The sequence below is a fragment of the Ruegeria sp. K7 genome, assembly GCF_056531785.1.
In genome coordinates this window covers 293,594-312,141 of sequence record NZ_JBQFMJ010000001.1, presented here as the reverse complement: position 1 = coordinate 312,141, position 18,548 = coordinate 293,594, and the positions used below count along the sequence as shown (strand labels likewise).

The window sequence follows — 18,548 nt, the reverse complement described above, 5'->3', positions numbered from 1 at the left end:
GTGGCTTCTGGCCTCAGTCTGTCTGGGGCCTAAAGGGCATCCGTCCCGGTATTGAGAAGAATATACAGACCGACCGCGACCATAATATAGGGTGCGATCCGGTCCAGCCGGGCCATTCTGGGTGCAAACAATTTGGCCTTAGGTGCCCCCCAGGCCGCAACTCCTGTCAGTAGACAAGCGGCGGTGACAGCACCAAACAGCCCTGCCCATCTGTATGAGGCCGAGGATTCCGCAAGAAGCGGTGTCATGACTGCAAACGTGTCTATGGACAGGCTGAGAAACAACAGAACAACCGAGATCACGGCCCCTTGCGGCTGGGCGTCGGTTTTTCCTCGCCCGGAAATCTGCAACCAGATGCCCCGGATACCCAAGGCAAGTGGTACAATGCCAAGGTATCCAATAGTCGTTGGATATGTGCTGTGGCTCAGCCCGATGGCGACGGCGGTTGCCAGTAGAAGAACGACGGTTTGCGCGACGGCGAACCCCACGACCGGACGACGTCGGCCCATGACAACGATCAGACCGAACAGCACCGCAAGGTTGTCCAGATTTGTCGAGACCTGCGCGATTCCCGCAGACAGTGCAAACAGAGCGTGATCAATCATGCCCGTTTCGCATCCGTGCCAGCACGGCGCGGGCCGCACGCAATCCCGGAGCCTCTCCACCCCGCCCAAGACGGTCCATCGTGAGGGCCATAGCCTCCTGCTGAGCCTCTGGTACTTCCATGACCTTTGACAAGGCTGCGGCAATCTTGTCGGGGCGGCAATCGTCCAAAAGGCATTCGGGCACAGTGCGGGTGTCTGACACCAGATTGACCAAAGTCACCGTATCCAGCTTGACCATGCGTTCGGCCATCTTCTGGGTCAGCCAGGTCAGTTTATAGGCGATGACCATTGGGGTGGATTGCGCAGCGAGTTCCAGCGACACCGTGCCAGACGCGGCCAGTGCGACATCTGCCGCTGAAAACGCAGCACGTTTGCGAGACGCCGCCTGATCCGCCTCTAGCTCGCGTGGGTCGATCACTACGGGTTCGCCCGGCCATGATCGGATCTGATCGCGCACCGTATCGACGATGTGCGCAACTGCCGGGACCACGACGCGCATGTCCGGATGATCGCGCAAAAACAAACTCAGGGATTCACCAAACACCGGGGCAAGCCGTTCGACTTCCCCGCGGCGTGATCCGGGAAGCGCCAGCAGGATCGGTGCTTCTCCCAGATCATAGGCGCTTCGGAATTCCGATATGTCCGTATCCGTAGCAATGGGTTCGTTGACGACTGGATGGCCGACGAAATCGCATTCCATGCCGGTCTTTGTCATGTATGGCGGCTCGAACGGCAACAAGGCCAGAACGTGGTCGATGACCTTGGCCATTTTGTCGGCCCGACCGGGACGCCAAGCCCAAACGCTAGGCGCAACATAGTGAACGGTGCGAATGTTGCTGCCCGCCTTCACCAGCTTGGCCACACGAAGCGAGAAATCCGGGCTGTCGATGGTAATCAGCACATCAGGCTGCGTATCCAGAACCGCTTGTGCGGTTTCGGCAATGCGGCGTTTGAGGTGGAAGAACTTCGGCAGCACTTCAACCAGGCCCATGACAGACAGTTCTGACATTGGGAATCGGCTGTTCAATCCCTGCGCCTGCATCAAAGGGCCGCCTACCCCGTCGAATTCGACATCCGGGACAAGCGTCTTCAACCCTTCCATCAACGCGCCGCCCAACCGGTCGCCCGAGGGTTCACCGGCGACCAGAAACACGCGCATCAGACCGACCGCTCACGAACGAAAAGGAAAAGACCCAGCCGGTCGCATTCCTCGACGACCCGGTCGCGTTGAAGGACGATGACCCCGCCTTTTTCGATAACGATCCCCGACAGACCTGCCGCAACCGCATCTGACACAGTATCAGGTCCGATCGCAGGCAGATCAACACGATGATCCTGAGAGGGTTTTGGGGCTTTGTACAGAATGCCGCCACCCGCATCCGGCCTTTGGGTCAGGGATTGCAGCATCCAGGCGGTTCCGAAAATCCCCTCAACCGCCAGGGCCTGGCCCTTGGAAACCACGCAGGCCTGACCAATGTCGGCCGCTCCCATGGCCCGCACGATCCCGGCAGCGCGGTCCGCATCCGCCAGATCCGCATCAGAAGGCTGGGTTTCGGTCAAACATCCCAACGGGGGCAACAGTTCAGGCGCGAGATCCTGTGCCGCACGAACCGAAAGCCCACTGTCTTCCAGAATACTGATCACAGCGCGCAACGCGCCGTCGTCGCCAGAGACAATTGCCTTCTGAATAACCGGAACCAATGGCATCGTCGCCGCATCGATCCGCGAAGGATCAATGTTCGGGCGACGCACCGCGCCGGCCATGCAAATCTCGGTCACTCCACGGGTTTGAATATCAGCAATGAAACTGCCGAACCGCTCTATAGGGAAAACGATGTCTGGCGTCAGGTCATCAGGCAGAAAGCCCTCGAGCGCACAGATCACAGGGCGCTCGGGCAAATGGCTCAACACCTCGGTCGGCAATTTCCCGGTTCCTGCGATCAGAGCCAGCACGGTCCTACTTCCCCGGTGTCAGGAATGAACGGTCACTGTGTCCGGTCACGAAATCGACGATGCGCCGCACATACTCACTGTTGTTGCCTTCGCCGATCCGGTGGGCCCGGTCCATGAACGTCCCCTCGCCGCTCGACAGCTCGCGGAAAGCCGCGCGCAAGGCGGCGATATCTTCGCGCGGAACGCCCCGGCGTTTCAAACCAACGAGGTTCAACCCGTCGAGTTCGCCACGAGGTGCCTGAACAAGTCCATATGGAATTACGTCGTTGGCGACCATTGTCAGCGCCCCGATAATGGCACCGCGACCAACGCGGACCCATTGGTGCAAACCGGATATGCCGCCGACGATTACGTCATCTTCGACAATGCAATGCCCTGCAGCCCCGGCGTGGTTGACCATGATGACCCGATTGCCGATCTGCACATCATGCGCCACATGAACACCCGCCATCAAAAGACAATCGTCGCCTACCCGCGTAACACCGCCACCACCATCTGTTCCGGTGTTGATTGTCACATGTTCGCGAATGCGGTTCCGCTGACCAATTTCCAGCCGGGTGTTTTCGCCACCGAACTTCAGATCCTGCGGTATCTCACCGATGACCGAAAAATTGAAGATAACGGTATCCTCGCCAACCGACGTATCGCCGGTCACGACAACATGCGATTTCAGTTCCACGCGATCTGCCAGTTTGACCTGCGGACCGACATAACAGAACGGACCGATGGCACAGTCCTGCCCAATCTGCGCGCCGTCTTCGATGATTGCGCTGGGATGGATGCGGCTCATGTTGTTTTTTCCATGTCCCAGTCGACATAGGCGGAAAACTCAGCCTCGGCCGCAACCTCGCCATCTACGGTTGCCCGACCGCTGAATTTGAAGATCTTGCCGCCCTTTTTGCCACGCACGGTTTCAACGTGCATTTCGAGCACATCTCCGGGAACCACTTTCCGGCGAAATTTGCACTTGTCGATGTTCATGAAATAGATCAGCAGCTCGCTGTCGATGACATCCATTCCGACACCCAGCATGACACCGGCGGTCTGGGCCATTGCCTCGACAATCGTCACCCCCGGCATGATCGGCGTTCCAGGGAAATGGCCCTGAAAATGAGGCTCGTTCATGGTGACGTTCTTGACGCCGACCGCGGACTGATAGCCGGAAATGTCTACCACCTTGTCGACCAGCAGAAACGGATAGCGATGCGGAAGGATCCGCTGGATCAACTGAATGTCGGCGCTCTTGGTTTCCGTCGTCATGGTAAACGAGTCCCTTCGTGGATTTCTCTTTTTCGAGTGGTTAGCAAGACCCGCGAACAAGGGCAAGCAAGCCTATTCGCTTGCCTTGTTATCCAATCTTCTACCATCGCCGATCATCGCATTGATCCGACGGATGGCCATGTTGGTGATATCGGACGACTCCGCGCGGAACAAAACATTCGACTGTTCGAGGATTACCGATGCCCCGGTCTCTCGCAAGAGGTCGACCAGAACCGGTTGTACCATCTCGAAAAACAGCTTGCGGGAGTTTTCGCTCCGGCGGGCGAGCGCATCAAGTTTGGCCCGCTGTCCTTCGCGGTGGGATTGCACCTTATCATCGAACGCTTCGGCAAGTGGCCGGAACTCTTCGGCTGTCAACGTCGACCGCCTTTCCGTCAGTTCCTTTTCTTCCTTGCTCAATTCGGCAACGATTCGTTCGTTTTCTTCCGCCAACAAGGCACTTTCGGCGTCAATTTCGCGCAGGATGCGCTGACCGAATTCTGACCCAGCGAAAAGGCGTTCGCTGGACAATGTCAAAACACCAGATTGCGGCACACCCAGTTGCTGTGCCGTACCTTGCGTTGCAACTCCGCCAAGCAAAAGCAGAATGACAAAAAGGGCCCGAACCGGGCCCTGAATGTCTGGAATAAACCGCATGACCATCAAAGGATCAGAACTGAGCCTGAATGGTCAGGTCAAAGCTGCGCTCCTGGTCAAAGTCTTCCTTTTTGAGTGCTTTGGAGAAGTTAAAGCGCAATGGGCCAAACGGTGTATCCCAAAGAACTGACACGCCCAGAACATGGCGAATTGAGCCATCAGCACCGACGATATTCGCCCCTGCGGTATTGACGTTGTCGATGTTGTAGAGGTTGCCGACGTCGTAGAAAACACCACCGCGCAGGCCCAGTTCTTCGGGGAGGCCAAGCGGGAAATCAGATTCGAAGCGGGCCACCCAGTAATAGTTGCCGCCAATCGCATCATCCTGACCGTTCGACAGATCGCGCGGGCCGATACCAGCCGGATCGAAGCCGCGGAAGGTACTTGGGCCAAGAACAAAGCGATCCACGGTTCGGCTGAAATCGTTGCCTCTCCAATGGAATGCGCCCATTTCCAGTGAAGCGCGCAGGACGACCTCTTCGCTCAGAACACGTGTCTGGGCAATGCCGCGCGCGGTCGATTTGATGAACTTGTCGTCGCCCCCAAGTCCGGCCGCGTCCACACCGACCTCAAACAGGACACCAGCGTTTGGATTCAGACCGGCGAGCCGGCTGTCATACACATAGGAAATACCCAAGGCACTGCTGCTGCGTTCCCCTTGCGCAATTTCCGAGGCAATCACGGCACCGTTGATCTGGTTGTCCTGCTGCGTCATTTCACTGCGGTCCCAGCTGTAACGCAGGCTCAGCGACGAAAGTTCGCCAATCGCATAGCTGATTTGCGGGGTGAAGAAGACTGTGTCGGTGTCATAGCTTGCAAAGCTCGAATTGGTTGTCGAAAGACCAAGGCCTAGATCGAAGCGCAGCTTCCGGCCCAACAGATAGGGTTCGGAAAAGTTGATGACGTATTGTTCCGAATCCTGCGCGGTTGAAAGCGAAAGACCCAAGTTCTGTCCGCGTCCCAGGAAGTTGGATTCGTTCAGACCGATCGCAATACCAAATCCGTCAGCGGCCGAGAAACTACCGCCAAGGCTGAGAGAGCCGGTTGGCTGTTCTTCGACGTCCACATCAACGATGACCTGACTGGGCGATGACCCTTCACGAGGTTCCACATCCGCCGTTGCGAAGAAACCAAGGGCACGAATACGCTCGGCGCTCTGGCGAATTTCGCGGGGGTTGAACGGATCACCTTCGACGGTATCGAACTGACGGCGGATCACACGGTCCAAGGTCGTCGTGTTTCCTTCAATGTCGATCCGTTCGACAAAAATCCGCGGACCGCGGGTCAGAACAAATTCGACGTTGAGCGTCAGATCTCTCTCGTTACGGGTAACACGCGGCTCTACCCGCAGGAAATCAACGCCCTGCTTCAGACCCAACCGTTCCTGCCGGGCGATCGAGTTTTCGACCAGAGAAGGCGAATACGTTACGCCCGGCTTGATTTTCAGGGCTTGCTGGTACGCGGCAGCGTCAACGCCGGGAATTTCGCTGACAGTCGTGATTTTTCCAAACGAGAACTTCTGGCCTTCGGTGATGTTCATCACCAGAAAGAACGCATCCCGTTCGCGGGTGAATTCTACATTTGCGCTGTTGACCCGAAAGTCGACATAGCCCCGCGACAGGTAAAAGTCGCGAATAACCTGTTTGTCGAATTCGATACGGTCCGCGATAAACGTGTCGCCGCGCAGGAAAGTCCGCAGGATGTTCGCTTGCTTGGTCTCCAGAACCCTGCGCAGGCGCCGGTCGGAATATGCGCGGTTGCCGACAAAGCTGACCCGCTCAACTTCGATCGTTGTGCCTTCGGCAATTTCGAACACCAAGTCGACACGGTTGTCGCTGCGCCGGATAATGCGCGGAATGACAGTTGCAGCAACGCGACCCTGTGCCGAGTAAATATCAGCAATCAGGTCCGCGTCCGCTTCGGCAACCTGAGGCGTAAAGACCCTGCGCGGCTGCGAGGAAATCGCATCCATCAGGACATTGTCCTTAACGCGACGATTGCCCTCGATGCTGATCTGGTTGATCGTGGGGTATTCCTGAACCTCGATTACCAATATCGACCCGCGCGGTGTCAGTTCGACTGTTTCAAAAACACCACTGTCAAGCAATCGCTGATAGGCATCATTCAACTGTCCTGCCGTCACGGTTTGACCCGGTTCGATTCCGGTCCGCGAGATAATCGTCGAGGTTTCGATGCGTCGGTTACCTTCCACCTGGAAGGAATTGATCGTGAAGTTCTGGGCATGTGCCGTCTGCGGCGCAGCCACGAAACTCATTGCACTAAAAAGAAAAAGAAACGTTAGTGTGCGCCACAAAATATTGTTTGCAGTCTTGTTCACACCGCAGAATATGCCCACGCCCCGCCTGTCCGTCATTTTTTTCACTACCCAGAATTTTCAGACTTTTAATGCTGAGTAACGGGATTGAAGGGTCTTGTCAAAAGCGCAAAAACACAAAACGGCCCAGCGGGCCGTCTAAATCAATCAACATGTTGGGCGAGAATCACATACCTGCCAGGTATGCCCCACCTGCAAGCGCCAGAGCTGTCGCGCCAAAGCACAAAAGAACATCCCAGTTCAATATGAACAGAACGCTGAACCCTTGATAGGATTTTTGCAGAGTCTTTGGCATCGGTCTCTAAGCCTGTCTTTCAATACACCAAACAATCTTAGCCATGGATTTGGGCAAGATTGCGGCATCAATGTGCGCGGGGCGTCACATTCAGCAGAACAGGTCGTTGCTAACAGAAAACAGCATCAGTCCAAGTATCAAACTGATCCCTACTCCCATCAGAATCCGCAAGACTGCGTCGCTTGGCGGTTTGCCCGCGACCGCTTCATACGCGTAGAACACCAGATGACCGCCATCCAATGCCGGGATCGGGAACAGATTCAGAAGGCCTACGGCCGTCGACAGAACCGCGATGAAGAACACAAAACTCTGCGCGCCCTGACTGGCCATTGCTCCGGATGTCTCGGCAATACCGATAGGACCGGACATGTTGCAGGTGCTGATCGCCCCAGTAATCATATGCCAGATGCCAGACAAAGAACCGTTGATCACGCGCAAAGTCTGTCGTGCACCGCCCGTCAGGGAATCCAACAAACCCGCCGGAACGGTAGCCGGTTCCAGCATCATCCCGCCAACGATCCCGATACGCCAATGCGTTACGAATCCGCCGTCCGGCTGAGGTTCATCCGTACGTCTTGGGGCTAAGGCAAATTCCAGATCGGCGCCGTCCCGCCAGACGTTCAGCAACAGCACACGCCCGTCAGATCCTTCGACCCGCTCTTTCAATTGCTCGAAGGCAAAAATGGGGTCTCCATCCACTGACGTAATCACGTCGCCCGATGCCAGTTGAATGTCCATTGCAGCACTGCGCGGTGTAACCTGCTGGATCAGCGGCGGAAACAGCCAGGGCGCGGACACATTCAGTGTCTCGCCGTCCCGGATGATGGTGTATTCTAGGCTCGGTTCAACCGGCAGAGACTCGGTAAACTCGGTCCACGAGATTTCCTCGTCGAATTCCGGGGTTGGAATACCGGCAATTGCGATGATCTCATCGCCTTCCCGCAACTCCTGAACAGAACCGGGCAATGGTTGGAGTTTGCCAACGGTCAACGGCTCTCGTGAAACACCCTGAGACCAGAAGATCAGCCCGAAAACCAGAATGGACATCGCGAAGTTGAACGCGGGCCCCGCCGCGACGGTCGCCGCACGGGCCCACAAAGGCGCACCATGCATGGTACGGCGTACTTCTTGAGGGCTTTGTTCTGTGATTTCGTGCATCGCAGCTTCGTCCTTGCCCGAAGCAGCGTTGGCATCACCAAGAAACTTGACGTAACCACCGAACGGCAACAGGGCGATCTGCCATTTTGTCCCGCGCTTGTCCATGCGGCTCCACAGGACAGGACCGAATCCGATCGAAAACACCTCGGCATGAATGCCGGACCAACGTCCAACGATATAATGGCCGTATTCGTGCACCGCGACGATGACGGACAGTGCAACCACAAAAGCAACAATCGTGTACAGCAGGCTGCCGAATTGAGGGATCAGGGTAAGAGTGTCCAAGGGTTTATCCTGCTCGTTGGAGAATGGCTTCGTCGACCCATTGACGTGCCAGATGGTCCGTTTTTTGCACATTATCAAGGGTCATAGGGGCATCAATAAGGCCATCTTCTGTATCAAATCTGTCCAGAACCGCTGCAACGGTATCGCCCATCTCAAGAAATCCGATGTCCTTGGCGATAAATCTGTCCAGAGCACGTTCTTTGGCCGCGTTGAAGACAGCACCGGAAAGACCCCCACGGGCCATCACCTCGCGCGCCAGCCGCAACGCGGGGTACCGCGATTCGTCAGGGTCCTGAAACCGAAGCTGCCCAAGCCGTGCCAGGTTCAGTCGGTCGACCGGCAGGCTCTGCCTTTCGGGCCAGTGCAGAGCGTAGCCAATGGCATGGCGCATATCCGGTGCACCCATATGGGCCATAACAGCGCCGTCACTGAACCCGACCAATGCATGTACAATCGATTCCGGGTGGATCAGAACTTCGATCTGGTCCGGGTCTATTCCAAAGAATTCTTTCGTTTCAATTACCTCCAGCGCCTTATTGAACATCGATGCGCTGTCGATGGTAATCCGTTGTCCCATGTTCCAATTGGGGTGACTCGACGCTTGCTCGACCGTCGCGAGGGCCAGGTCCGACAAGGGCCAATCACGAAACGCCCCGCCGCTGGCGGTAATGATCACCCGTTCGACGGTCTCAATGTTTTCTCCGACCAGCGCCTGAAACACGGCCGAATGTTCACTGTCCACAGGCAGCAGGCGCGCGTTGTGTTTGCGCGCAGTCTCCAGAACCAGAGAACCAGCACACACCAGCGTCTCTTTGTTTGCCAAGGCCAGCGTCGCCCCTTGTTTCAGGGCTTCGATGCCCGGAGTTAACCCGGCTGCACCCACAATGGCCGACATCACCCAGTCGGCCGGGCGGGATGCAGCCTCGGCCAGTGCTTTTTCGCCTGCCGCGACCGCAACCCGGCTGCCGGAAAGGGCGTCCCGCAAATCCTCAAGCCGGTCCTCATGGGCGGTCACGGCCAAATCAGCGCCGAGCCTGCGCGCATCTTCGGCCAGTTGTCGGATGTTTGCCCCGCCCGTCAGCGCAACAACATCGTAGGACGAAGGTTTCCGGGCGATCAGGTCAATGGTGTTTTGACCGATGGAACCGGTCGCGCCAAAAATTGAGATCCTGCGCATTACATAACCCCGGGGGCGTAGAACAACCCTGCGATCAACACGAACAAGGCAGCCCCCATCATTCCATCGAACCGGTCAAGAAAGCCGCCATGCCCGGGTATCAGGTTCGAGCTGTCCTTGACGCCAAACTTTCGTTTAACCGCGCTTTCCACGATATCCCCGGCCTGACTGGCCATCGACGCCAGCACCGAAATCAGCACAAACAGCACACCAAACCCGGCCTGCATCGCGACAACACCGCCAACAATGGCTGCCGCAACCCAACCGCCTGCCGTACCGGACCATGTTTTCTTCGGGCTTACCTTGGGCCAAAACTTAGGGCCGCCAAACGTTTTGCCAACAAAATACCCTGCAACATCTGTTGCGACGACAACGGCGATCAGCCAGACCATCCAGCCAAAACCCATGGTTTCACGGATCGAGATGAAACCCAGGCCAGCAGCAGCGATCCAGAAGGCAAACGCGGCATAAAGCCCTTTTGCCCGACTGATCTGCCCTGCCCCGACCAGCGCAGGTGCCAGCAAAAACGGCAACGTGTAAAGCGCAGGCAGGTGATAGCTGAGAACAACGGCAACCCCGGTCAAAATCCCCAACTGAACCGCCAGACCGGTTTGACCCGGATCAATCATGCGAACCAGTTCCCAGGTCATGATGGCGCAGGCCGCAGCGATGAATGCTTCGAACCACAATCCGCCAAGCCACACTTCCACAGCACCGATAGCAACCAGAACAGCTGCCGACAGAATTCGGGCCGTCAGGTCAGACCATCGACCATCGCTCATGCGAGAACTGCGCCAAAGCGGCGCTCGCGCGAGCCAAAGTTCCGACACAAATGTTCAAGTTCAGCTGCTGTGAAATCCGGCCAAAGCGTGTCGATGAACTCATATTCGGAATAGGCTGACTGCCACAGAAGAAAGTTCGAAATCCGCGCTTCGCCGCTGGTGCGAATTACAAGGTCCGGATCCGGAAGAACATGCGTATCCAAGTATCTTGGAAGCGTTTCTTCATCCACATCTTCGGGGCGCAACCGGCCCGCTGCCACGTCGCGCGCCAGACGTTGCGTAGCGCGGGCAACTTCATCCCGCCCGCCGTAGTTCAGGGCAACCGTGAGATGGACCAAGTCATTGTCTCGGGTTTCTTCCTCAAGCGAGTCCATCAGTCTGGTCAGCTTGGAATCCAGACGCACCCTGTCACCGATAAAGCGAACGCGAATACCGTTTTCCTTCAGCGTTCGCGTTTCTTTGATGATGTATCGGCGAAACAGGCTCATCAGTCCGGCGACTTCAACTTGTGTTCGCTTCCAGTTCTCTGTCGAAAAGGCGAATACGGTCAGATACTTGACGCCAAGACCGGGGCAAGCTTCGACCACCTCGCGAACACGCCGTGCACCTGCGTGATGTCCATACAGCCTAGGCCGGCCACGTGCTTGTGCCCAACGACCATTGCCATCCATAATGATGGCGACATGGCGCGGTCCGGCGGCGATAGGAGTGCGGGGATCGTTGGGCATTCTTCCGGCTCAGACCTGCATAATTTCTGCCTGTTTGGTCTCTAGCGCGGTATCGACCGATTTAATCATCTCATCGGTCAGATCCTGCACCTCGGTCTCCCAGAATTTCTGGTCGTCTTCAGACATGCCGTCGGACTTGGCCTTCTTGATCTGGTCCATTCCATCCCGGCGCACGTTTCGAATGGAGATCCGCGCGCTTTCAGCGTACTGACCTGCGACCTTGCCCAGTTCGCGACGACGCTCTTCGTTCAACTCGGGGATCGGCAGCATGATGATGGTGCCGTTCAGTTGAGGATTTATACCCAACCCACTTTCCCGAATGGCTTTTTCCACTTTGCCGACAAGGGATTTGTCCCATACGTTCACGGTGACCATCCGGGGTTCGGGCACATTGACGGTGCCAACCTGGTTGATCGGGGTCAGCGAACCATAGGCATCAACCATGATCGGCTCCAGCATCGACGCTGATGCCCGGCCAGTCCGCAGGGAAGCAAATTCGGTTTTCAGGTTTGCCATTGCGCCGTCCATGCGGCGTTTCAAATCATCAGTGTCCAGTTCAAAATCGTCAGACATGCTGCTCACTCCCCGTTTTCAGGTACTGTTGGAATGGGTCTTAAGCCATCGCAAATGGGATGTATAGCAATGATGAGCCGGAATTGCGCCAATGACCAGAGGTGTTTCCGGCATTTTTGAGGTGTTTCCTCGGCAAAAGAACCGGCCAGCATTGGCGCTGGCCGGTTAGAAAATCACCGGGTGCGTCACGCGTTTACATCAACGACAACACGGCCCTGAATCTGTCCTTGAAGAATATCCGCGCCAAGTTTGGGCAAATCGCTCAAAGACGCAGGCTGTACCATGGCGTTCAGTTTTTCCATGGGCAGGTCTGTCGCGATACGTTTCCACGCGCGCACCCTGTTGTCATAAGGCTGCATCACGCTGTCGATGCCCAACAGGTTGACGCCCCGCAACAGGAACGGGATGACCGTCGCAGGCAGGGCCGCCCCACCGGCCAGACCAACCGCGGCAACCGATGCGCCATATTTCATCTGTCCCAGAACCCGGGCCAGCATCGCACCGCCTACCGCATCAATACAGCCCGCCCAGGTCTCGCTTTCCAGCGGGCGTTTTGTGGTCTCGTTCAGATCCTCGCGCGGAACGATCGTGGTCGCGCCCAGAGATTTCAGATAGTCGGCAGCTTCCGCGCGCCCCGTTACTGCGGCAACTTCATAGCCTAGATTGGCCAGTATCGCAGTTGCCACGGACCCAACGCCTCCGGCCGCGCCTGTGACCAGTACAGGACCCTGACCCGGCTGCAGGCCATGGTCCTCCAGCGCCATGACCGCAAGCATGGCAGTGAAACCAGCTGTTCCCACAGCCATCGCCTGCCGCGCGTCCAACCCATCGGGCAACGGAACCAGCCAGTCGGCCAGTGCGTTGGCTTTCTGCGAATAGCCGCCCCAATGGGCCTCACCCACGCGCCAGCCGGTCAGAACCACTTTGTCGCCCGGATTGTATCTGTTGTCCGAAGACGTCTCGACCGTTCCTGCGTAGTCGATGCCGGGTATATGCGGATAGCTGCGGACCAGCCCGCCGCCTTTGGCCGACAAGCACAGACCGTCCTTGTAATTTATGGTCGAGTATTCGACGGCGACCGTAACCTCGCCATGGGGCAGATCATCAATCGACAGTTCTTTGATCGACGCACTGGCCAACCCGCTTTCTTCGTCTTTCTCCATTACCAACGCATTGAACATCGTGCTTTCCTTTCCTTTTCACAGCCAGGATATCGCATTTACCTGGTAAGATTTTTCGGGGTGGTGTGCAGTGACGAGGGCATAGCCCCTGCCCGTCAGGCCCAGAATTTGGCCTGAACAACCGCCTTGCGCATGCCCCGTGAAGTTTGAATTTCCAGTTCCGTACCCGCTGCCCAATGGCTGGCGTGTACCATTCCGATTGCAACGTTTGTTCCGAAATCCGGCGACCAGACGGCCGATGTGACCTGCCCGACCCGTTTCCCTTCACTGAAGGTTGGCCAGGCCCGGTCGCACGGGGGTACTGGATCGCCGTCAATCGCGACCGGCCGGATCTGCTGTTTGGGACCCTTCTCGGAGGCCGTCACCAAAGCGTCCCGACCCACACATTCCGTCACGACGTCCGTATTGCAGAACTTGCCCAACCCGCATTCATGCGGGGTGTTTTCGTGGGTCATGTCGTTACCATAAGACAAAAGCCCGCCTTCGATGCGTTCAATCAGGTTTGGGCAACCGGCGCGCACATGCAGATCTTCCCCGGCTTTGAAAAGGGCGTTCCATAGCGGCATACCGATATCACTGCCGTCTACATAAACCTCGAACCCGCCCTGTTTCGAGTATCCGGACCTCGCGATGAAAAGATCGCGCCCTTGAAACCGGAACAGGCCGAACCGGAAAAACCGGATGTCGCGGATCCCGTCGCCGAAAACACGCGCCATCAACTCATCAGATTTTGGGCCTTGAACCGCCAGAGGCGAGACATCCGGTTCCCAAACCTGAACATCCAGTGCAAGCCCATTCGCCAAGCCATTGACCCAGAACAACAAGTCACTGTCCGCGATCGATATCCAAAAGCGGTCTTCGGACAATTTCAGCGCGACGGGGTCGTTCAGCATCCCTCCGGCCTGGTTCACGATCGGAACATAGTAGCACTGACCGGTCACCATTCCGCTCAGATCACGCGGGGTGAGCATCTGCAGCAGGCGCGCCGCATCAGGACCGCGAACCTCGATCTGACGCTCGCAAGAAACATCCCAAACCTGAACGTGAGTCTTGAGATGGCGGTAATCCGTTTCAAGCGACTCGAACACCGTCGGCAACAACATCCTGTTGTAAACCGTGTACGCTTTGACACCCGCTTCCTCGACACCTTCGGAAAAAGGTGTTCGGCGCAGTCGGCGTGACGGTGAAATCAGGGCCATTCAGGCACCCTCCGGCAGAAAAACCAGATCACTGACCGGCGCGGATGAGCCGGCTTCCGTCAACATCTTGTGCAACTGTCCCCGATGATGGGTCTGGTGATTGAACATGTGGATGACGCATTGCGCGTAAGGCTTTGTGACATCAGCTTCTTTTGCGGCTGAAAACCAGGTAAAGTCTTCGGTCAAGACGTCGTCACCCAACTCGTCGGCCCATTTGGCAATTCGGACATCAACAGTCTCACGAAGCGGTAGCCAATCGGACAGACCAGCGCAGACAGATGTGCTTTCCGGGATCCCGCCACCGGGTCCCGTTCCTTTGTCAAAGCGCGAAATCCAGATCCAGTCACCCCACAAAAGATGGTTGGCCGTTCCCATGATCGAGCCAAAGAACGCACCACGCTCACGCGTCAGTTCTTCTTGTGGCAGCGCTTGCAGAAACCCTTTTAACTGGTTGTTCTGCCAGCTATTGTATCTGGCCATTTGACGCGCATAGCCACCTGTAATCATCACTTGGGCCCATGCCAGTCGATGGGGCAGATTTCAGCGGACTTGCCACCAAAATCCCAGACCCGGCCATAATCGCGAACCTTTGATTTGTTTCCCTTCGCGACAATGATGTCCGGTCCCATCCAATACTTCGAGTTGGAGACCATCACCGGATGCTCGGGGTCCTTGCCTGCCAGCATTTCAATTTCACCCTGAATCTTCCGGCCGATCATGATGCGACGTTTGGTACCGTCCCGCTCAATCTCGACCGGAGCACGCTCGGCCCCGATGATTTCACTGACCAGCATTGTAAAAAGCCCGGTCGTTCCGCCGGCCTGCCCGCTGAATATCTGAAGCAAGCCATTATACGCCTTGCCGCTGGCGCGTTCGTCCACATACGCGGCCACTTTCCACTGGCCTTCCCCCATACGGCCGGGAATATCGACCAGCAATCCCACGTTCAGGCCCGACAGGTCCTCACCTTCATAGTGCCCCTCATCAATGATGATACCCATCCAGGCGTGGCAGTGTCCCTCGGTCGGGGGATGCGCGCCCAGCGAAACCACGCAGGGGCAAAACACATCGCAGGAGCAATTCAGGATCAGCTCACCCTTGATCGACCAGTCCGTCGGGCTCATCTCGCGGCGTTTGGGGTTCGGCATGCGACTGTCGATCCGCTGGCTGATCGGAAGCTTGTCGGAATCCTTTTTTCTGTTTTTAGCCATAAGCTTACCCTCCGTATATGATAGGATACACGAGCAGAAGAAGACCACCCGCGATCAATGCGAACCCCAGCGGTCGTATGACCGCGTGACCGATCTGGGGTAGTTTTTCCAAAACCATGAACAGGGTCGCCAGACCCATCCACAACAGGCTCATGACACCGCCCACAAACCCCAGCGCCATGAAGCCCCAGCAACAGCCGACACAAAATGCGCCCAGCCCAAGGCCCATCCGCAGACCCCCCAAGAAACCGGTTTTCCAGTGGCCAAGAAAGTACGTCATCGGGGCGTGACACACACCATGACACACCTCTTTAGCGCGACTGAACTGAAAAGCGCCCACAACGATCATAAGTCCAGCGCCGAGATAGCCGGACTTGGCTATGCCGAGCATGTCGACTATGCCGCCAAAAAGCAGCGAAAGCTGAACTGCGGCGATAAAGGCGGCAAATCCAACCCAAACCAGAAAATACCCGGCCAAAACGCCAACCCAACCGGCACGCGTTCCATTGGCGCTGTGGATAAGATCATCGTAACTGCGCAGCGTCGGAACCAAAGTCGGCAGCATCATGGCCGCCATCATGATAGCCCACATCCAGAACAGCGGACCGAATTCCGCCATGGGCATGTACATGTCCATGCGCGGGTCCATCACGCGCATCGCCTCGCCCATCGGACCCGGTCGCCCGATCAGATCGAGGTCCATGTCGCGGCTCATCAAGAACATCATCCACCACGCCCAGAGGATCGTGATGTAGAAACTCAGCCAAAGACCGCTGCGTAAAACTGCGCGACTCACTCGCTCCTCCCGACTCAGTCCTTGCATTTCAAATGTCAGACTTTTAAATGTCAGACAAATAAAAACTGAGTTTTGGCGTGTCGGACATGAAAGTTGATCCCAAAAAACCGGCAGACTTGTCGGCACAGATCGCTCAGGCCATTCGCGACGCCATTGTCTCGGGTGAGTTGATTGTCGACGCGCGCCTGCCGTCCGAGGCCGAGTTGTCGGAACAGTTTAAGGTCTCGCGGCCGACCGTGCGCGAGGCGCTCAAAAGGCTCGCCGCGCAATCGCTTATCCGAACCCAGCGTGGCGCTTCGGGTGGTGCATTTGTCAACAAACTGAGCTTTGAGGACGCCTATTCACAGCAAGTCACCACCTCGACCCTGTTGCTGTCAATGAATGCTGTCAGTTTCGACACCGCCTGCGAAGCCCGTTACGCGCTCGAGCGGGCCTGTGCCGCCCTTTCGGCAGAGCGTCACACCCCGGACCACCTGGCCACGATGCGGGCCGAAATCTATCGTCAGTCACAACCCGGGCTGACGGATGAAGCTTTTTGTGCCTCGGATGTTGCCTTTCATCGCGCTTTGGTCGACGCCGCAGGCAATCCGGTTTTGTCCTACCAGCTGGCGGGTGCGGTCGAAGCGATGCAGCCGCTGATGAACATGATCACCTTCTCCGCCCGGTCCCGGGAAGAGATCATTGCGCTGCACAACCGGATCGCCGATTCGATTGAGGCGCGCGATGCGGTGGCGGTGGACCGAACGCTCGTCGAGCTGGAAACCTACACGAGGCAACTGGCCCATGACGTGGCTGAACGCCGACGCAACCCAGCCTGATTTCGCATCAGATAAAGCTTGACGGAGGAGGCAGACGAAAACGACACTCGGGCAGGCAGCATGACAGCCGGCATGAAGACCGGATCTCTCAATGCAAATTGAATTACAATTACTTACGGGAGGACGTTATGAACCAAAGACCGGACCCAACCTTTTACCCATCCGCCAAGCTCGCGATGGAGGGCCCAACGGAAACTCTGGCCTTCACGCTGATGCTCAGCCCCGACTTTTCGCAACCGGATGGTCTGGCTGTCGTTAACGTCGATCCGACTTCGGCGGATTACGGAAAAATCGTTCATCAGGTGATCATGCCCGAAAAGGGTGACGAGTTTCACCATTTCGGCTGGAACGCCTGCTCATCATCGCTGTCGCCGCTCAGCGGCCATGCATTTCTAGAACGCCGCTATCTGATCATTCCCGGCATACGGTCCAGCCGCATTTACATCATCGATGTCAAAAACCCGCTGGAAGCGAAGATTCACAAGATCATCGAACCCGAGGAAGTTTTTGCCAAGACGGGATATTCCCGGCCTCATACCATTCACTGCGGCCCCGAAGGCATCTACGTCAGCACATTGGGTGGCGGTGGCAAAGACGGCACAGACGGCCCGCCGGGTATCTTCATCATGGATTGCGAAAGCTTCGAGATCATAGGCCGATATGAAATCGAACGCGGGGTTCAGGACAAACACTATGACTTCTGGTGGAACCTGCCGCGTGATTACATGGTCAGTTCCGAATGGGCACTGCCGCCGCAGTTTGAAAACGGGATCGTGGCCGAGGATCTGCTGTCGAACAAGTACGGCCACCGCATCCATTTCTGGAACCTGCGCAGCCGCACGAATATCCAAACCATTGATCTGGGCGAAAACCATCAAATGGCGTTGGAAATCCGCCCGGCGCATGATCCGGTCAAGCAACACGGCTTCTGTGGCGTTGTGGTCGATACCACTAATCTTCAAGGTGCCATCTTCACCTGGTGGCGCAATGACGACGGAACGTTCGAAGCCAAGAAAACCATCACAATCGATCCGCAACCCGCTGATCCCGATGATCTTCCCGATCTTCTCAAGGGGTTCTCGGCCGTTCCGCCTCTGGTTACGGATATCGATCTGAGTCTGGACGACAAGTACCTCTACGTCGCCTGTTGGGGCACCGGTGAGATGCATCAATACGATGTGTCGGACCCGATGAACCCGACCCTGGCCGGCAAGGTCGAGATCGGCGGGATCGTCAAAAAGACCAAGCATCCCAACGGCAATGACTTTGGTTACGGACCGCAGATGGTTGAGATCAGCCGGGATGGCAAACGCGTCTACTGGACCAACTCGCTGTACTCCACCTGGGATGATCAGTTCTATCCGGGCGAACGCGGCGCAGCCATGGTCAAGGCCGATGTCGGTGACAATGGCGGCCTGACACTGGACCCGAAGTTCTGGGTCGACTTCCCCAAGGGCTATCGCAGCCACCAGATCCGGCTAGAAGGCGGCGACTGTTCGACGGACAGTTTCTGCTACCCGTCCGTCTGATTTGGA

General features: G+C 56.9%; 20 protein-coding genes. 2 read left to right on the top strand and 18 right to left on the bottom strand.

Annotation, left to right across the window (positions count from 1 at the left end):
• Nucleotides 1-29: 29 nt before the first annotated feature.
• The 18 genes from ACR0FE_RS01525 to ACR0FE_RS01440 all read right to left on the bottom strand — a co-directional run bounded on the left by ACR0FE_RS01525 (nucleotide 30) and on the right by ACR0FE_RS01440 (nucleotide 16,222).
• Nucleotides 30-605 (bottom strand): hypothetical protein, encoded by a 576-nt coding sequence (locus ACR0FE_RS01525; protein WP_480910489.1) that lies wholly within the window; start codon nucleotides 603-605, stop codon nucleotides 30-32.
• Complete coding sequence (lpxB, locus tag ACR0FE_RS01520; protein ID WP_480910486.1) at nucleotides 598-1,764, bottom strand: lipid-A-disaccharide synthase; 1,167 nt, start codon at nucleotides 1,762-1,764, stop codon at nucleotides 598-600. The genes ACR0FE_RS01525 and lpxB overlap by 8 nt, the downstream gene beginning before the upstream one ends.
• A complete protein-coding gene (locus ACR0FE_RS01515) occupies nucleotides 1,764-2,558 on the bottom strand; it encodes an LpxI family protein (protein WP_480910483.1) in 795 nt (264 codons plus the stop codon). Before ACR0FE_RS01515 ends, lpxB begins: the two co-directional genes overlap by 1 nt.
• Nucleotides 2,559-2,562: 4 nt before the next feature.
• Nucleotides 2,563-3,348, bottom strand: coding sequence for an acyl-ACP--UDP-N-acetylglucosamine O-acyltransferase (gene lpxA / locus ACR0FE_RS01510; RefSeq protein WP_170615079.1), 786 nt, complete (start codon nucleotides 3,346-3,348; stop codon nucleotides 2,563-2,565).
• A complete protein-coding gene (gene fabZ / locus ACR0FE_RS01505) occupies nucleotides 3,345-3,818 on the bottom strand; it encodes a 3-hydroxyacyl-ACP dehydratase FabZ (protein WP_170615080.1) in 474 nt (157 codons plus the stop codon). Before fabZ ends, lpxA begins: the two co-directional genes overlap by 4 nt.
• Nucleotides 3,819-3,890: 72 nt before the next feature.
• Nucleotides 3,891-4,475: an OmpH/Skp family outer membrane protein gene (locus tag ACR0FE_RS01500; protein WP_480440266.1), complete on the bottom strand. Its 585-nt coding sequence runs from the start codon at nucleotides 4,473-4,475 to the stop codon at nucleotides 3,891-3,893.
• A 13-nt stretch (nucleotides 4,476-4,488) separates the two neighbouring features.
• Nucleotides 4,489-6,849 (bottom strand): outer membrane protein assembly factor BamA, encoded by a 2,361-nt coding sequence (bamA, locus tag ACR0FE_RS01495; RefSeq protein WP_170615082.1) that lies wholly within the window; start codon nucleotides 6,847-6,849, stop codon nucleotides 4,489-4,491.
• A gap of 127 nt (nucleotides 6,850-6,976) precedes the next feature.
• The gene (locus ACR0FE_RS01490) at nucleotides 6,977-7,105 is read right to left on the bottom strand and encodes a hypothetical protein (RefSeq protein ID WP_480713544.1); all 129 of its coding nucleotides are present in this window, start codon (nucleotides 7,103-7,105) and stop codon (nucleotides 6,977-6,979) included.
• 90 nt (nucleotides 7,106-7,195) lie between these two features.
• On the bottom strand, nucleotides 7,196-8,548 hold the full coding sequence (gene rseP / locus ACR0FE_RS01485) for an RIP metalloprotease RseP (protein WP_480910479.1): 1,353 nt from the start codon (nucleotides 8,546-8,548) through the stop codon (nucleotides 7,196-7,198).
• 4 nt (nucleotides 8,549-8,552) lie between these two features.
• The gene (dxr, locus tag ACR0FE_RS01480) at nucleotides 8,553-9,725 is read right to left on the bottom strand and encodes a 1-deoxy-D-xylulose-5-phosphate reductoisomerase (protein ID WP_480910476.1); all 1,173 of its coding nucleotides are present in this window, start codon (nucleotides 9,723-9,725) and stop codon (nucleotides 8,553-8,555) included.
• Nucleotides 9,725-10,507, bottom strand: a complete 783-nt coding sequence (locus tag ACR0FE_RS01475) for a phosphatidate cytidylyltransferase (protein WP_170824552.1) — start codon at nucleotides 10,505-10,507, stop codon at nucleotides 9,725-9,727. The genes dxr and ACR0FE_RS01475 overlap by 1 nt, the downstream gene beginning before the upstream one ends.
• A complete protein-coding gene (locus ACR0FE_RS01470) occupies nucleotides 10,504-11,235 on the bottom strand; it encodes an isoprenyl transferase (protein ID WP_170615086.1) in 732 nt (243 codons plus the stop codon). Before ACR0FE_RS01470 ends, ACR0FE_RS01475 begins: the two co-directional genes overlap by 4 nt.
• A 9-nt stretch (nucleotides 11,236-11,244) precedes the next feature.
• Entirely contained in the window at nucleotides 11,245-11,808 is a 564-nt protein-coding gene (gene frr / locus ACR0FE_RS01465) for a ribosome recycling factor (protein WP_170618994.1), read from the bottom strand.
• A 185-nt stretch (nucleotides 11,809-11,993) separates the two neighbouring features.
• Nucleotides 11,994-12,989 (bottom strand): acryloyl-CoA reductase, encoded by a 996-nt coding sequence (acuI, locus tag ACR0FE_RS01460; protein ID WP_480910471.1) that lies wholly within the window; start codon nucleotides 12,987-12,989, stop codon nucleotides 11,994-11,996.
• Between the two features lie 95 nt (nucleotides 12,990-13,084).
• Complete coding sequence (locus tag ACR0FE_RS01455) at nucleotides 13,085-14,188, bottom strand: dimethylsulfoniopropionate demethylase (RefSeq protein WP_480910468.1); 1,104 nt, start codon at nucleotides 14,186-14,188, stop codon at nucleotides 13,085-13,087.
• Entirely contained in the window at nucleotides 14,189-14,695 is a 507-nt protein-coding gene (locus tag ACR0FE_RS01450; RefSeq protein WP_480910465.1) for a DinB family protein, read from the bottom strand.
• A complete protein-coding gene (locus ACR0FE_RS01445) occupies nucleotides 14,695-15,399 on the bottom strand; it encodes a DUF1326 domain-containing protein (protein ID WP_170615090.1) in 705 nt (234 codons plus the stop codon). The genes ACR0FE_RS01450 and ACR0FE_RS01445 overlap by 1 nt, the downstream gene beginning before the upstream one ends.
• A gap of 4 nt (nucleotides 15,400-15,403) precedes the next feature.
• Nucleotides 15,404-16,222: a DUF2182 domain-containing protein gene (locus ACR0FE_RS01440; RefSeq protein WP_480910462.1), complete on the bottom strand. Its 819-nt coding sequence runs from the start codon at nucleotides 16,220-16,222 to the stop codon at nucleotides 15,404-15,406.
• A 59-nt stretch (nucleotides 16,223-16,281) separates the two neighbouring features.
• Between ACR0FE_RS01440 and ACR0FE_RS01435 the strand changes: the two genes are divergently transcribed.
• Complete coding sequence (locus ACR0FE_RS01435) at nucleotides 16,282-17,013, top strand: FadR/GntR family transcriptional regulator (RefSeq protein WP_480911376.1); 732 nt, start codon at nucleotides 16,282-16,284, stop codon at nucleotides 17,011-17,013.
• 128 nt (nucleotides 17,014-17,141) lie between these two features.
• A complete protein-coding gene (locus ACR0FE_RS01430) occupies nucleotides 17,142-18,542 on the top strand; it encodes a selenium-binding protein SBP56-related protein (protein ID WP_480523997.1) in 1,401 nt (466 codons plus the stop codon).
• The last annotated feature ends 6 nt before the right edge of the window (nucleotides 18,543-18,548 follow it).

Coding starts and splice junctions, on each gene's coding strand:
- ACR0FE_RS01525 (WP_480910489.1), bottom strand. CDS start 605: ATGATTGATCACGCTCTGTTTGCACTGTCTGCGGGAATCGCGCAGGTC.
- lpxB (WP_480910486.1), bottom strand. CDS start 1,764: ATGCGCGTGTTTCTGGTCGCCGGTGAACCCTCGGGCGACCGGTTGGGC.
- lpxA (WP_170615079.1), bottom strand. CDS start 3,348: ATGAGCCGCATCCATCCCAGCGCAATCATCGAAGACGGCGCGCAGATT.
- fabZ (WP_170615080.1), bottom strand. CDS start 3,818: ATGACGACGGAAACCAAGAGCGCCGACATTCAGTTGATCCAGCGGATC.
- ACR0FE_RS01500 (WP_480440266.1), bottom strand. CDS start 4,475: ATGCGGTTTATTCCAGACATTCAGGGCCCGGTTCGGGCCCTTTTTGTC.
- bamA (WP_170615082.1), bottom strand. CDS start 6,849: ATGACGGACAGGCGGGGCGTGGGCATATTCTGCGGTGTGAACAAGACT.
- ACR0FE_RS01490 (WP_480713544.1), bottom strand. CDS start 7,105: ATGCCAAAGACTCTGCAAAAATCCTATCAAGGGTTCAGCGTTCTGTTC.
- dxr (WP_480910476.1), bottom strand. CDS start 9,725: ATGCGCAGGATCTCAATTTTTGGCGCGACCGGTTCCATCGGTCAAAAC.
- ACR0FE_RS01475 (WP_170824552.1), bottom strand. CDS start 10,507: ATGAGCGATGGTCGATGGTCTGACCTGACGGCCCGAATTCTGTCGGCA.
- ACR0FE_RS01470 (WP_170615086.1), bottom strand. CDS start 11,235: ATGCCCAACGATCCCCGCACTCCTATCGCCGCCGGACCGCGCCATGTC.
- frr (WP_170618994.1), bottom strand. CDS start 11,808: ATGTCTGACGATTTTGAACTGGACACTGATGATTTGAAACGCCGCATG.
- acuI (WP_480910471.1), bottom strand. CDS start 12,989: ATGTTCAATGCGTTGGTAATGGAGAAAGACGAAGAAAGCGGGTTGGCC.
- ACR0FE_RS01455 (WP_480910468.1), bottom strand. CDS start 14,188: ATGGCCCTGATTTCACCGTCACGCCGACTGCGCCGAACACCTTTTTCC.
- ACR0FE_RS01450 (WP_480910465.1), bottom strand. CDS start 14,695: ATGATTACAGGTGGCTATGCGCGTCAAATGGCCAGATACAATAGCTGG.
- ACR0FE_RS01445 (WP_170615090.1), bottom strand. CDS start 15,399: ATGGCTAAAAACAGAAAAAAGGATTCCGACAAGCTTCCGATCAGCCAG.
- ACR0FE_RS01440 (WP_480910462.1), bottom strand. CDS start 16,222: ATGCAAGGACTGAGTCGGGAGGAGCGAGTGAGTCGCGCAGTTTTACGC.
- ACR0FE_RS01435 (WP_480911376.1), top strand. CDS start 16,282: ATGAAAGTTGATCCCAAAAAACCGGCAGACTTGTCGGCACAGATCGCT.
- ACR0FE_RS01430 (WP_480523997.1), top strand. CDS start 17,142: ATGAACCAAAGACCGGACCCAACCTTTTACCCATCCGCCAAGCTCGCG.